The organism is Type-A symbiont of Plautia stali (assembly GCF_059731155.1).
The window spans coordinates 2,296,072-2,308,534 of sequence record NZ_AP035891.1 but is presented as its reverse complement, the minus strand read 5'-3'; the positions used below and the strand labels follow the sequence as shown (position 1 = coordinate 2,308,534).

Sequence of the window (12,463 nt, the reverse complement as noted above, 5' to 3'; positions counted from 1 at the left end):
ACATTGCTATGCTTTATGCCATAACTGGCGGCACACAGTGTCAAGGGCGCTACTTGATTGCACTGGACGGCTGGCAGATAATAGCGAAATTGAGGTCGTTTTCTGACCTGGACGTTTACCCGGAGTAAAAGATGAGTGACGACGTAGCCGCGCTGCCTCTGCAGTTCACCGATGCAGCAGCGAAAAAAGTAAAAAACCTGATTGCGGATGAACAGAATCCGGCGCTGAAACTGCGCGTATACATCACCGGCGGGGGCTGCAGTGGCTTCCAGTATGGTTTTACTTTTGACGATCAAATGAATGACGGCGACATGACCATCGAGAAGCAGGGTGTGGCGCTGGTGGTTGACCCGATGAGCCTGCAGTATCTGGTGGGCGGATCGGTTGACTACACCGAAGGTCTGGAAGGTTCCCGCTTTATCGTGACCAATCCGAACGCCAAAACCACCTGCGGCTGCGGTTCCTCTTTCAGCATCTGATGCTGGGCTGGCTGCCGTTCTGGCAGCCATGATTTACCACTCAATCGTCACTAAGCGTGCCGTTTCACGGCGAAACGCATCGCGGTTCAATACGCTTTGTGTCACGCGCGGCTGCGCGCTGAAATGCCGGCCGCAGTCAACAGACGGCAGCGTCTGCTCACTCGGGTGTGAGATATCGCAGCGGGAGAAAATCGTCAGCGAGACGGCGATAGAGCCCGTTGTGGTTGCCGCACCGATCGGTGCAGCCACGATCAGCACTATGGCCAGCAGCAGCGCTCTGGTCATGGTGAAATCCTGGTGATGTCAAAAGTGCGCTACGCGCTAAAAAGGCACAGAGCATACGTGGCCGCTGTGCCTTGTTATTTGATTTTCGACATGAATCGTCGAATCTTTAGTCTGGTAATGCTTTATTTTTCGTCGGATGTAAAGCTTCGCACAATTGTTTTGCCGCCAGCAGCAGGCGCGGACCCGGCCGGCTCAGCCAGTCATCATTAAGCGCAATCACCGGCACGTTAAGCTGCGGCTGCCAGAAGCGCGCTACGCTGGCGGCACGGCTGGCATCACCGCCAGTCACAATCGCCTGCGGGTGCCGCGTCAGCACCTGCTCCCGGCTCACCTGAGGCCAGCTCACGCTGCTGTCAGCAAAGATATTGCGACCGCCGCACAGGGTGATGACCTCATTCTGCAGCGTGCTGCGCGCGGCGGTAAACAGCGGCTGCTGGCCAAACTGCAGAAACAGCGGCACTGGCGTTTGCTGCTGGTGTAACGCCAGCGCGGCCTCTGTGGCCCGCTGGGGCTGTGGGCTCCAGCGCTACAGCGCCGCCAGCGCGTCAATCATCTGATCGAGTGATTGCGGATCAATCCATTCCACGTGGATGCCCAGACGCTGCAGCTGCTCCACCTGGCGCAGCGGATTGCCATCGCGCCAGGCTCAGCACCACATCCGGCCTGAGCTGCACAATGCGTTCAACGCGAATGCCCTGCCAGTTCGCCACCTGCTCCAGCTGGCTGGCGGCGGCGGGATAGTCTGACCACGCGCTCACCGCCACCGGCGTGATGCCGGCGGCAAACGCCAGTTCGGTGAGATGCGGCGACAGGGTAATGACGCGCGGTGCGGCCAGCAGGCTGTGGCACAGCAGCCACAGCCCGAGCAGCAGATATTTAGCCACGCGCCAGCTGAGCCAGCAGGTTTTCCACCATCAGCGACGACTGTTTAGCCGCCACGCTGAGGAACTCTTCGAAACTCAGATGCGACGCTTTATCGGCCACGTCAGAAATAGCGCGTACCACCACGAACGGCACCTTAAACTGATGGCAAACGTGACCAATTGCCGTGGCTTCCATCTCTACCGCAATCGCCTGCGGGAAGGTGCTGCGGATACGCTCCAGCGGCGCGGCGCCATTGATAAAGGCGTCACCGCTGACCACCAGCCCGCACACCGTGTTAAGATCCAGCTGTTTGATCACCTGCTCTGCGGCGGCAATCAGCGCGCTGTCCGCAACAAACGCCGCCGGGCAGCCCGCCATCTGACCAGGCTCATAGCCAAAGGCGGTGACATCGGCATCGTGATAACGCACTTCATCGGACACCACGATATCGCCCACCTGCAAGGTTGGTGCTAGACCGCCCGCGGAACCGGTGTTGATCACCAGATCCGGTTTGCACAGCTCCAGCAGCAGCGTGGTACCGAGCGCCGCCGCGGTTTTGCCGATGCCCGATCTCAGCAGAGCCACCTCAACGCCGTTGAGCGTACCGGTGTAAATTTCGCAGCCGGCCAGCGTCAGCGTCTGACGGTTTTCAATTTTGTCACGCAGCAGTGTGACTTCCTGCTCCATCGCGCCAATAATGCCTGCTTTCATAAAGAATCTCGCTGTAGTTATGGATGTATAAGGCTAAAGTGAGGCATAGTCTAACATGGCTTAATGGGGATCAATTCAGGAAAAAATAAGGGGTAACAATGGCGACGATCAATTTCAGGAAGAAGATCAGTTTCACCCGCCCTTATACCAGCCGCAAAGATCCCGAAGGCGAATACTTTATTACCCGCCACTTTGAAAGCGATCGTGGACGCATTATTAATTCTGCCGCGATTCGCCGTCTGCAACAAAAAACCCAGGTATTCCCGCTGGAGCGGAATGCGGCCGTGCGCTCGCGCCTGACCCATTCGCTTGAGGTGCAGCAAACCGGGCGTTACATCACCAAAGAGATTCTGCATACGATGAAAACCCAGGGCGGCGGGCTGGCGGCTTACGGCCTCGATGGCTTTGAGGGCGCGGTCGAGAGCCTGGTGGAGATGGCCTGCCTGCTGCACGACGTCGGCAACCCGCCGTTTGGCCATTTTGGTGAAGCGGCGATCAATGACTGGTTTGATGACAACCTGCCGGCCGAACTGGTGGATCCGCTGGTGGCGGGCGTGGCGGATGACGCGCAGCGTGCCGATTTCGACCGGTTAAATGCAATGATTCGTCAGGATTTGTGCCATTTCGAAGGGAATGCGCAGGCCATTCGGCTGGTGCATACCCTGCTGCAGCTAAATCTTAGCTATGCGCAGGTGGCGTGTATTTTAAAATATACCGCGCCGGCGTGGTGGCAGGGCGATAAGCCGGCGGAGTTCAGCGTGTTAATGAAAAAGCCGGGTTTCTATTTATCCGAACGTGAATATGTGGCCGATCTCCGCGCGGCAACGGATATACCTGAGCACCACCGTTATCCGCTGACCTGGATAATGGAAGCGGCTGACGATATCTCCTATTGTATCGCCGACCTCGATGACGCCGTAGAAAAAGACATCTTCACCGTCGATACGCTCTATCATTCTTTGCTCAACGCTTGGGACCCGGTGAAACCCGGCGACGCGTTCAGCCGCACCATTAATGAAGCGTGGAAAGAGGCCAATCAGAAAAAGCGTCGCAGTATTAGCGATCAATTTTTCATGTCGCTGCGGGTTAACGTCCAGAGTGTGCTGGTCAGCCATTCGGTGCGCCGCTTTGTTGATAATTTACCTGCCATTTTTGCCGGCAGCTTTAACCATGCGCTGCTGGAAGATGACGGTGATGAAGGGCGCCTGTTAAAATTATTTAAAACCGTGGCGCGCCAGCAGGTGTTTAATCACCCTGAAGTTGAGCAGCTGGAATTACAGGGTTATCGGGTCATTAAAGGATTACTGGAAATTTATCAGTCGCTGATGCAGCTCGATTATGAACAGTTTACCACATTAATGAATGAGGATTTTCTCGCGAAACATCCGATCGAAACCCGACTGTTTCATAAACTTTCAGGTAAACATCGCAAAGCTTATCAGCAACAGATGCGTAACCTGGTAGTGCAGCATAAATATCAGCGATTGTTATGGGAACGTTATTATCGCTCGCGGCTGATTCAGGACTATATCAGCGGGATGACGGACAATTACGCTTGGGATGAGTATCGTCGGTTGATGGCGGTGGAATAAGCGCAGTTTTGTAAAGACGAAGAATAAATTTTTACCTTTGCCCAATACTTTATCAGGAACTTCGCGCTAAAAACTTAATCTCATCATCACGACCACAGCAATGGTCTGCACGTTAATTTCAGAGAGACACAGACGAATGAAAAAAAGCACATTAATGTTAAGTGCGCTGGCGCTTAGTCTGGGCATGGCGTTAAGCCCTGTCAGTGTTTTCGCGGCGGAGACAGCGTCTTCCTCCAGTCAGCAACTGCCCAGCCTGGCACCCATGCTGGAAAAAGTGATGCCTTCCGTGGTCAGTATCAGCGTGGAAGGCAGCACCACGGTGAAAACCCCGCGCATGCCGCAGCAGTTCCAGCAATTCTTTGGCGATAATTCCCCGTTCTGTCAGGACGGATCGCCGTTCCAGGGTTCACCCATGTGCCAGGGCGGTGACGGTAGCGACGATGGTGCCAACGCGCAGAAGCAGCAGTTCCGCGCGCTGGGTTCTGGGGTAATTATTAACGCCGACAAGGGTTATGTGGTTACCAACAACCACATGGTGGATAACGCCACCAAAATTCAGGTACAGCTGAGCGATGGCCGTCGCTACGATGCTAAGGTTATCGGCAAAGATCCGCAGTCTGACATCGCGCTGATTCAGCTGCAGGATGCGAAAAACCTGACGGCAATTAAGATCGCAGACTCCGACAATCTGCGCGTCGGTGATTACACCGTGGCCATCGGTAACCCGTACGGCCTGGGCGAAACGGTCACTTCCGGCATCGTTTCGGCGCTGGGGCGCAGCGGCCTTAACGTCGAAAATTACGAAAACTTTATCCAGACCGATGCCGCCATCAACCGCGGAAACTCCGGCGGTGCGCTGGTTAACCTGAACGGTGAGCTGATCGGTATTAACACCGCGATCCTCGCACCGGACGGCGGCAACATCGGTATCGGCTTTGCCATCCCGAGTTCCATGGTGAAAAACCTGACCGCGCAGATGGTGGAGTATGGCCAGGTGAAACGCGGCGAGCTGGGCGTTATGGGCACCGAGCTCAACTCCGAGCTGGCTAAAGCGATGAAAGTGGATGCGCAACGCGGCGCGTTTGTCAGCCAGGTGCTGCCAAACTCAGCGGCTGCGAAAGCCGGCGTGAAAGCGGGCGATGTGGTGGTCTCTATGAATGGTAAAGCGCTGACCAGCTTTGCTGCGCTGCGTGCGAAAGTCGGCTCGCTGCCGGTCGGCACCAAACTGCAGCTGGGCCTGCTGCGCGACGGCAAACCGCTGAACGTGACGGTTGAGCTGCAGCAGAGCTCACAGGATAAAGTGCAGTCCGCGACGATTTACACCGGCATTGAAGGCGCCGATCTCAGCAATGTCGACAGCAACGGCCAGAAGGGCGTTCGCGTTGACAGCGTGAAAGCCGGCAGCGCTGCGGCACGTATCGGCCTGAAGAAAGGCGATGTGATCCTCGGTGTGAACCAGCAGGCAGTAAGCAACCTTGGCGAGCTGCGTAAAATCCTCGACACCAAACCGTCGGTGCTGGCGCTCAACGTCAAGCGCGGCGACAGCAGCCTCTATCTGCTGATGCAGTAATCCTGCTATTAGTCTCTCAGGCGAGCTTCGGCTCGCCTTTTTTCTTGCCTGTATGCTGGCTGCGCCCTCAGTCATTTGCGCCTTTCCAGTGTGACCGCTGCCGCAATTCCGGTAATCGCCCTGCGGCAATGTGCAGTTGCACAATGCCAGGGGCAATCGGGATGCGTATTCTGTCGGTTCGTCCCGAATTCTGGAGTGTTTGATGGCCACCTATCATCTTGATGCGCGACTGGCTCAGGATATCGTTGCCCGCACCATGAAAATTATCGACAGTAATGTCAATGTGATGGATGCGCGCGGCCGCATTATTGGCAGTGGCGATCGCGAGCGTATTGGCGAATTGCACGAGCGCGCGCTGCTGGTGCTATCACAGGGCAGGGTGGTCGATATTGACGAAGCGGTGGCTAAACACCTGCACGGCGTGCGGCCGGGCATCAATTTGCCGCTGCGCATTGACGGCGACATCGTCGGCGTTATTGGTCTCACCGGCCAGCCCAGCACGCTACGCCATTACGGTGAGCTGGTGTGCATGACAGCAGAGATGATGCTGGAACAGGCGCGCCTGCTGCATATGCTGGCGCAGGACAGCCGCCTGCGTGAGGAGCTGGTGCTGAACCTGATCCGCAGCGATACGCTGTCGCCAGCGCTGAACGAATGGGCGCAGCGACTAGGCATCGATCTCAATCAGCCGCGCGTGGTGGCGGTGGTGGAAGTAGACAGCGGACAGCTGGGGGTCGACAGCGCAATGTCGGAGCTGCAGCAATTACAGACGCTTCTGACCACGCCCGATCGCGATAACCTGATCGCCATTGTTTCGCTCACCGAAATGGTGGTGCTGAAGCCAGCGCTGAATGCTCATGGCCGTTACGATCAGGACGATCATCGCCGCCGCGTCGATCAACTGCTGCAGCGCATGAAAGAGAGTGGTCAGGTGCGGATGCGCATCGCGCTCGGCAATTTCTTTACCGGGCCCGGCAGCATTGCGCGCTCTTACCGCACAGCCCGCACCACCATGATAGTGGGCAAGCAGCGCATGCCGCAGCAGCGGAGCTTCTTCTATCAGGATCTGGTGCTGCCGGTGCTGCTGGATAGCCTGCGCGGCGGCTGGCAGGCCAGCGAGCTGGCACGTCCGCTGGCAAAGCTGAAGAGCATGGACAATAACGGTTTGCTGCGGCGCACGCTGGTTGCGTGGTTCAGTCATAACGTGCAGCCGAGCGCCACGGCGCGCGCGCTGTTTATTCATCGCAATACGCTGGAGTACCGCCTGAACCGCATCTCAGAACTGACCGGCCTCAACCTGGCGAACTTTGACGATCGGCTGCTGCTGTATGTGGCGCTGCAGCTTGATGAGCAGGCATAAAAAAGGCCAGCAGCGGCTGGCCTGAGAAGCGGCGGGAATTAGCGACCGTTGCGGGTCAGCTGATCGAGATCGGATTCGATTTCCGCGATTTTGTTCGACACCACATTCTCCAGATGGCGCAGATCGGCGAGGATTTTGCGCTTCAGATCCACTTCTACCTGATCGCGCTGGCAGATCTGATCCAGTTCGTCGATCACGTAACGCAGGTTAGGGCTGATTTCCTGAATCTCTTTATAACCTTGGGTGGTGTGATCGGCCACCACGGTTTTGCGCTGACGCGGGTATTTAAACTTCACGCTTTTGGCGAAGAACTCGCCCTTGTCTTTGCGGAAGTAGATTTTCAGGATGTCGTTGTTGGCTTCCTGACGCAGGCTGTAGCGGTCAATGTCTTCAGGATTGCTGATACCTAAGCTTTTCAGGTTGTCGTACATAGCGTTTATATTCCATCTGAGAGTGAGTGAGCGCGCAGGATTATCATCATCATTCGGCTGCGTAATAAGCGCAACGAACCGAACGCTTACGGCATACTTAATCAACTGTAGACACAAAAACTGGGATGAACAGTGCGCGACCGGAGTTAACTGGCGCGGATTATGACCTGTTTGAAAAACAAACGCACCTGTTAATTCGCGGCGCGAAACAGGTAATGACGGCAGGAGTGTAAAGAAAAAATGACGGGCCTGAATACAGGCCCGTGGGCATAAAAATAAGCGGGAAGAAAAAACTTAATCGATGGTACGCAGCAGTTCATTGATGCAAGTTTTTGCCAGCGTTTTCGCGTCGACTTTCTTCACGATCACCGCACAGTACAGGCTGTAGCTGCCATCTTTAGACGGCAGGTTACCGGAAACCACTACCGAACCCGCCGGTACGCGACCGTAGTGCACTTCACCGGTTTCGCGGTCATAAATTTTGGTGCTTTGGCCGATATAAACCCCCATGGAGATCACCGAGCCTTCTTCGACGATCACGCCTTCAACGATCTCGGAACGGGCACCGATAAAGCAGTTATCTTCGATGATGGTTGGGTTTGCCTGCAGCGGTTCCAGTACGCCGCCGATGCCAACGCCGCCGGACAGGTGCACATTTTTACCAATCTGCGCACAGGAGCCCACGGTGGCCCAGGTGTCTACCATAGTGCCTTCATCGACATACGCACCGATGTTGACATAGGACGGCATCAGCACGGTGTTGCGCGCGATGAATGCACCCTGACGCACTGCCGCCGGTGGCACTACGCGGAAGCCGGCGCTTTTAAAGCGCGCTTCATCCCAGCCGGAAAATTTCATCGGCACTTTGTCGTAGAAGCGGGTTTCTGCCCCGTCGATCACCTGGTTGTCGTTGATACGGAACGACAGCAGTACCGCTTTTTTCAGCCACTGATGCGTTACCCATTCGCCGTTGATCTTTTCTGACACGCGCAGTTCACCGCTGTCCAGCAGGCCAATCACCTGGTTGATCGCTTCACGGGTGGCGCTGTCCACGCTGGTCGGCGTAATGTCGGCGCGGCGTTCAAAGGCAGATTCGATAACGCTCTGTAACTGTTGCATATTTAATTCCTGAGTCTGTCATTGCGGATGCACGCCAGCTGGCGTGCAGAGTAAAATTATCGGGCAAACATCCTTCATGCTGCAGGACGGTGGCGGGCCCATTGCGGCGAGGTCCACGGATGGGCCGGGTCACCAAGCCAATGCATCGGCAACGTGAAGAATGGAAGCCGGGTCACATTTTATCGTTTGGATTAAGTACCTCTGTCAACCGTTGTTGCAGCACGGAGCGCATTTCGGCATCCAGCGCACGTCGTTCGCTGTTGGCAAGGATGAACAAATCCTCCACCCGTTCGCCGATGGTGCTGATGCGGGCGCCGTGCAGCGAAACACCGAGGTCAGCAAACACTTCGCCCACGCGCGCCAGCAAACCTGGCTGGTCTAGCGCCACCAGCTCCAGATAGCTGCGGCGGTCGGTATGGGTGGGCAAAAAGTTGACTTTGGTATCGACGCTGAAGTGTTTCAGACGTGACGACGGCCGGCGCGTACGCGGTGGCACCCACTGCGTTTGCGTGATCGCCTGCTCCAGCGCCTGGATAATCAGCGGATGGCGATCCGGTGCCAGCGGACTGCCGTCCGGCTCCAGCACAATAAAGGTGTCCATGGCCATGCCGTCGCGGCTGGTAAAGATCTGCGCATCGTGCACGCTCAGATTACGGCGATCGAGCTCTCCGGCTACGGCGGCAAACAGGTAAGGGCGATCCGGGCTCCAGATGAAGATCTCTGTGCCGCCGCGCGTGGCCTGCGGGCTTACCAGCACCAGCGGTTTGCTGAGGTCATGATTGATCAGATGCCGCGCGTGCCACGCCAGCTGGTTGGGCGTATGGCGCAGGAAGTAGTCGGCGCGGCAGCGGCTCCAGATATGGTGCAGGCGCTCTTCGTTGAGATTTTCCATGCGCAGCAGCGCCAGCGCCTGCAGCCGGTGATGACGCACGCGCTCGCGCAGATCCGGGCTGTTCTCCATACCGCGGCGCAGCTGTTTTTCGGTGGCGAAGAACAGCTCACGTAGCAGGCTCTGTTTCCAGCTGTTCCACAGGCTTTCATTGGTGGCGCAGATGTCGGCAACCGTCAGGCAGGCCAGATAGCGCAGTCGGTTTTCATTTTGCATCACTTCAGCAAACTGCTGAATCACCGTGGGATCCTGAATGTCGCGACGCTGAGCAGTCACCGACATCAGCAGGTGATGACGCACCAGCCAGGCCACCAGCTGCATTTCGCGCGAATTGAGGCCATGCAGCTCAGCAAAGTCCAGCGCGTCCTGCGCGCCGAGAATCGAGTGGTCGCCACCGCGCCCTTTGGCGATATCGTGCAGCAGCGCGGCCATCAGCAACAGCTCCGGCTGCGGCAGACGCGGCCACAGCTCGACGCACAGCGGGTGCATCGGGCGCGTGGCTTCGTCGGCAAAACTTTCCAGCTTCTGCAACACGCGGATGGTGTGCTCATCCACGGTGTAGGCGTGGAACAGGTCGAACTGCATCTGGCCGACAATGTTGCCCCACAGCGGCGTATAAGTCCACAGTACACTATGGCGATGCATCGGCAGCAGCGCGCGCTTTACCGCGCCAGGATGGCGCAGAATCGCCATAAAGGTGCGGCGCGCTTCGGGGATCTGACACAGCGGCTGTTGCAGATGACGGCGGGCGTAGCGTAGCTGGCGCAGCGTGGTGGAGTAGATGCCGGTGATGGTTTCGTTGCGCACCATCACGTAAAACATGCGCAGAATCGCCTGCGGCTCGCGTTCAAACAGCGTGGGATCGCGCTGGTCGATCAGATTACCGCGCAGCTGAAAATCCTCATCGATGCTGCGCGGCTTCTCGGTGGTCGACAGCGCCAGAATGGCTTCGTCAAACAGCTGCAGCAGCATCTGGTTTAGCTCGCCGATACGGCGCGTGACGCGATAAAAATCTTTCATCATGCGCTCAACCGGCTCATTGCCTTCGCCGCCATAGTTGAGGCGCTGTGCCACGTTGAGCCGGCGATCGAACAGTAAGCGGTTATCGTAGCGCGGCAGCGTCAGGTGCAGCGCGAAACGGATGCGCCAGAGAAATTCCTGGCACTCATTGATCTCATTGCGTTCGGCTTCAGTGAGAAAGCCAAAGCCGACCATCTCATCCATGGTGGTGGCGCCAAAGTGGCGGCGCGCTACCCACTGCAGAGTATGAATGTCGCGCAGCCCGCCCGGGCTGCTTTTGATATCCGGTTCGAGGTTGTAGCTGGTGCCGTGATAGCGCTGATGGCGTTCCAGCTGCTCCTCAATTTTGGCAGCGAAGAAGCGTGACGACGGCCAGAAACCGTCGCTGAAGATATTCTTTTGCAGTTCGAGAAACAGCGCCACGTCGCCGGTCAGCATGCGCGACTCAATCAGGTTGGTGGCGACGGTGAGATCCGACAAGCCTTCCAGAAGACACTCTTCCAGCGTGCGTACGCTGTGGCCGACCTCCAGCTTGAGATCCCACATCAGCGTCAGCAGTTCTGACGTGCGCTGCGCGGCAGCCTCGTCCAGTGGCTGACGGCTCAGGATCAGCACGTCGATGTCTGACAGCGGATGCAGCTCACCGCGGCCATAGCCGCCCACCGCCACCAGCGCGATCTCTTTCATCTGGTCAAAGCCAAACAGCCGCCACAGCCGGCGCAGCAGGCGATCGATAAACAGCGTGCACGCATCAATCAGTGATTCTATATCGCTGCCGGCGTCAAAAGCGCTGCCCAGGTACTGCTGGAACTGTTCAAGATACTGTTTGAGTTTGTCGCGCGTGAGCGCGTCGTCTGGCCAGCTGGCGGGGGAATCGGTCAGGCCTTTGTGTACTGCTTCGGTCACGCAACCACTCATCAACATGCCTCTTCTGCGCCATAAAAAACGGGCTTAACGCCGTGATGCCGTTCAGTTAGCCACCGTCCGTTACATCACCGCAGTAGCGGCGCGCGTTAACGCGCAACTGATGGCGCCGCTACGGGAGGTGCAGGGATGGGTGAACGTAAACTGACAGGCGTTCGTTTTGAGCCGGCCTGTTATCCTGATGACGATCGTTACGCGTTGTTTTCCAGCACCGCTGGAAGGGTGTCGTCTGCGCGCAGCGTCAGGATTTCACAGCCGTTTTCCGTCACCACAATAGTATGCTCATACTGTGCGGACAAGCTGCGATCTTTGGTTTTAACCGTCCAGCCATCTTTCATGGTGCGGATGCGATAATCTCCGGCGTTTACCATCGGTTCGACGGTAAACGTCATGCCAGCCTGCAGCACCACGCCGCTGTCGTCGGCATCGTAATGCAGCACCTGCGGCTCTTCATGGAAGCCTTTACCGATGCCGTGTCCGCAATACTCGCGGACCACGGAAAAATCCTGTGCTTCCACGTATTTCTGAATCGCCCGGCCCAGTTCACGCCGGCGAATGCCCGGCTTCACCAGACGCAGCGCAATATACAGGCTTTCCTGCGTAACACGGCACAGGCGCTCGCCCTGAATAGTCGGTTTGCCGACGATGAACATCTTTGACGTATCGCCATGGTACTCATCTTTGATCACCGTGACGTCGACGTTAACGATATCACCGTCTTTCAGCACGCGATCGTCGCTGGGAATTCCGTGACATACCACTTCGTTGACCGAAATACACACCGATTTCGGGAAGCCGTGGTAGCCGAGACAGGCTGAAATGGCCTGCTGCTTTTCGGTGATGTGCTGGTGGCACAGGCGGTCAAGCTCGCCGGTAGTGACGCCTGGCACGACGTGCGGAGCGATCATCTCCAGCACTTCTGCAGCCAGACGGCCCGCCACGCGCATTTTTTCGATTTCTTCTGGGGTTTTGATTTAAATGGCCATTAAATAATCCGCAATCGCCGCAATTTTCGACAATAATGAGTTCTGTGGCAGTCATGTTAGCAGTCAGCAAATGGGCTGCCAAATCGGGATTATAGCCTGCTGCTCATGCTAACAATTGTTGGCGTATTCCTGCGCATTTGTGGTATAAAGCGCGCCGACGATTCTCTGTCACCTCGTATGAGAGGGCAGGAAACGCATAAATCTCATTATGTGTACTAAAACACACATGTATC

At 56.8% G+C, this 12,463-nt stretch carries 10 protein-coding genes and 1 pseudogene; 4 read left to right on the top strand and 7 right to left on the bottom strand.

Going from position 1 to position 12,463, the window contains the following annotated elements; translation table 11 throughout:
* Positions 1 to 131: 131 nt before the first annotated feature.
* On the top strand, positions 132 to 479 hold the full coding sequence (gene erpA / locus AC6I8M_RS12375; protein ID WP_010616203.1) for an iron-sulfur cluster insertion protein ErpA: 348 nt from the start codon (positions 132 to 134) through the stop codon (positions 477 to 479).
* Between the two features lie 33 nt (positions 480 to 512).
* Here the strand turns inward: erpA and AC6I8M_RS12370 are convergent, their stop codons facing one another.
* The 3 genes and pseudogenes from AC6I8M_RS12370 to mtnN form a co-directional block, all read right to left on the bottom strand.
* Positions 513 to 764, bottom strand: a complete 252-nt coding sequence (locus AC6I8M_RS12370; RefSeq protein ID WP_010616202.1) for a hypothetical protein — start codon at positions 762 to 764, stop codon at positions 513 to 515.
* A 106-nt stretch (positions 765 to 870) separates the two neighbouring features.
* Positions 871 to 1,648: pseudogene (btuF, locus tag AC6I8M_RS12365) on the bottom strand (vitamin B12 ABC transporter substrate-binding protein BtuF).
* Positions 1,641 to 2,339, bottom strand: a complete 699-nt coding sequence (gene mtnN, locus AC6I8M_RS12360; RefSeq protein WP_010616201.1) for a 5'-methylthioadenosine/S-adenosylhomocysteine nucleosidase — start codon at positions 2,337 to 2,339, stop codon at positions 1,641 to 1,643. The pseudogene btuF and the gene mtnN overlap by 8 nt, the downstream one beginning before the upstream one ends.
* Positions 2,340 to 2,437: 98 nt before the next feature.
* Between mtnN and dgt the strand changes: the two genes are divergently transcribed.
* From dgt to AC6I8M_RS12345, 3 genes are all read left to right on the top strand, one after another.
* On the top strand, positions 2,438 to 3,931 hold the full coding sequence (gene dgt / locus AC6I8M_RS12355; RefSeq protein WP_010616200.1) for a dGTPase: 1,494 nt from the start codon (positions 2,438 to 2,440) through the stop codon (positions 3,929 to 3,931).
* A 136-nt stretch (positions 3,932 to 4,067) separates the two neighbouring features.
* A complete protein-coding gene (gene degP, locus AC6I8M_RS12350; protein ID WP_010616199.1) occupies positions 4,068 to 5,501 on the top strand; it encodes a serine endoprotease DegP in 1,434 nt (477 codons plus the stop codon).
* A 202-nt stretch (positions 5,502 to 5,703) separates the two neighbouring features.
* Positions 5,704 to 6,861, top strand: coding sequence for a CdaR family transcriptional regulator (locus AC6I8M_RS12345; RefSeq protein WP_010616198.1), 1,158 nt, complete (start codon positions 5,704 to 5,706; stop codon positions 6,859 to 6,861).
* A gap of 38 nt (positions 6,862 to 6,899) precedes the next feature.
* Here AC6I8M_RS12345 and AC6I8M_RS12340 read toward each other — a convergent pair whose 3' ends face one another.
* The 4 genes from AC6I8M_RS12340 to map all read right to left on the bottom strand — a co-directional run bounded on the left by AC6I8M_RS12340 (position 6,900) and on the right by map (position 12,218).
* Complete coding sequence (locus tag AC6I8M_RS12340; protein WP_010616197.1) at positions 6,900 to 7,292, bottom strand: DUF3461 family protein; 393 nt, start codon at positions 7,290 to 7,292, stop codon at positions 6,900 to 6,902.
* 294 nt (positions 7,293 to 7,586) lie between these two features.
* The gene (gene dapD, locus AC6I8M_RS12335) at positions 7,587 to 8,411 is read right to left on the bottom strand and encodes a 2,3,4,5-tetrahydropyridine-2,6-dicarboxylate N-succinyltransferase (RefSeq protein WP_010616195.1); all 825 of its coding nucleotides are present in this window, start codon (positions 8,409 to 8,411) and stop codon (positions 7,587 to 7,589) included.
* A gap of 172 nt (positions 8,412 to 8,583) precedes the next feature.
* Positions 8,584 to 11,238: a bifunctional uridylyltransferase/uridylyl-removing protein GlnD gene (glnD, locus tag AC6I8M_RS12330; RefSeq protein WP_498013399.1), complete on the bottom strand. Its 2,655-nt coding sequence runs from the start codon at positions 11,236 to 11,238 to the stop codon at positions 8,584 to 8,586.
* A 197-nt stretch (positions 11,239 to 11,435) separates the two neighbouring features.
* Positions 11,436 to 12,218, bottom strand: coding sequence for a type I methionyl aminopeptidase (map, locus tag AC6I8M_RS12325; RefSeq protein ID WP_318285062.1), 783 nt, complete (start codon positions 12,216 to 12,218; stop codon positions 11,436 to 11,438).
* Positions 12,219 to 12,463 lie beyond the last annotated feature (245 nt).

What these genes read in the sequence shown, in the direction of transcription:
- erpA (WP_010616203.1), top strand. Translation starts at nt 132, where the DNA reads ATGAGTGACGACGTAGCCGCGCTGCCTCTGCAGTTCACCGATGCAGCA.
- degP (WP_010616199.1), top strand. Translation starts at nt 4,068, where the DNA reads ATGAAAAAAAGCACATTAATGTTAAGTGCGCTGGCGCTTAGTCTGGGC.
- dapD (WP_010616195.1), bottom strand. Translation starts at nt 8,411, where the DNA reads ATGCAACAGTTACAGAGCGTTATCGAATCTGCCTTTGAACGCCGCGCC.
- mtnN (WP_010616201.1), bottom strand. Translation starts at nt 2,339, where the DNA reads ATGAAAGCAGGCATTATTGGCGCGATGGAGCAGGAAGTCACACTGCTG.
- glnD (WP_498013399.1), bottom strand. Translation starts at nt 11,238, where the DNA reads ATGAGTGGTTGCGTGACCGAAGCAGTACACAAAGGCCTGACCGATTCC.
- AC6I8M_RS12370 (WP_010616202.1), bottom strand. Translation starts at nt 764, where the DNA reads ATGACCAGAGCGCTGCTGCTGGCCATAGTGCTGATCGTGGCTGCACCG.
- AC6I8M_RS12345 (WP_010616198.1), top strand. Translation starts at nt 5,704, where the DNA reads ATGGCCACCTATCATCTTGATGCGCGACTGGCTCAGGATATCGTTGCC.
- AC6I8M_RS12340 (WP_010616197.1), bottom strand. Translation starts at nt 7,292, where the DNA reads ATGTACGACAACCTGAAAAGCTTAGGTATCAGCAATCCTGAAGACATT.
- dgt (WP_010616200.1), top strand. Translation starts at nt 2,438, where the DNA reads ATGGCGACGATCAATTTCAGGAAGAAGATCAGTTTCACCCGCCCTTAT.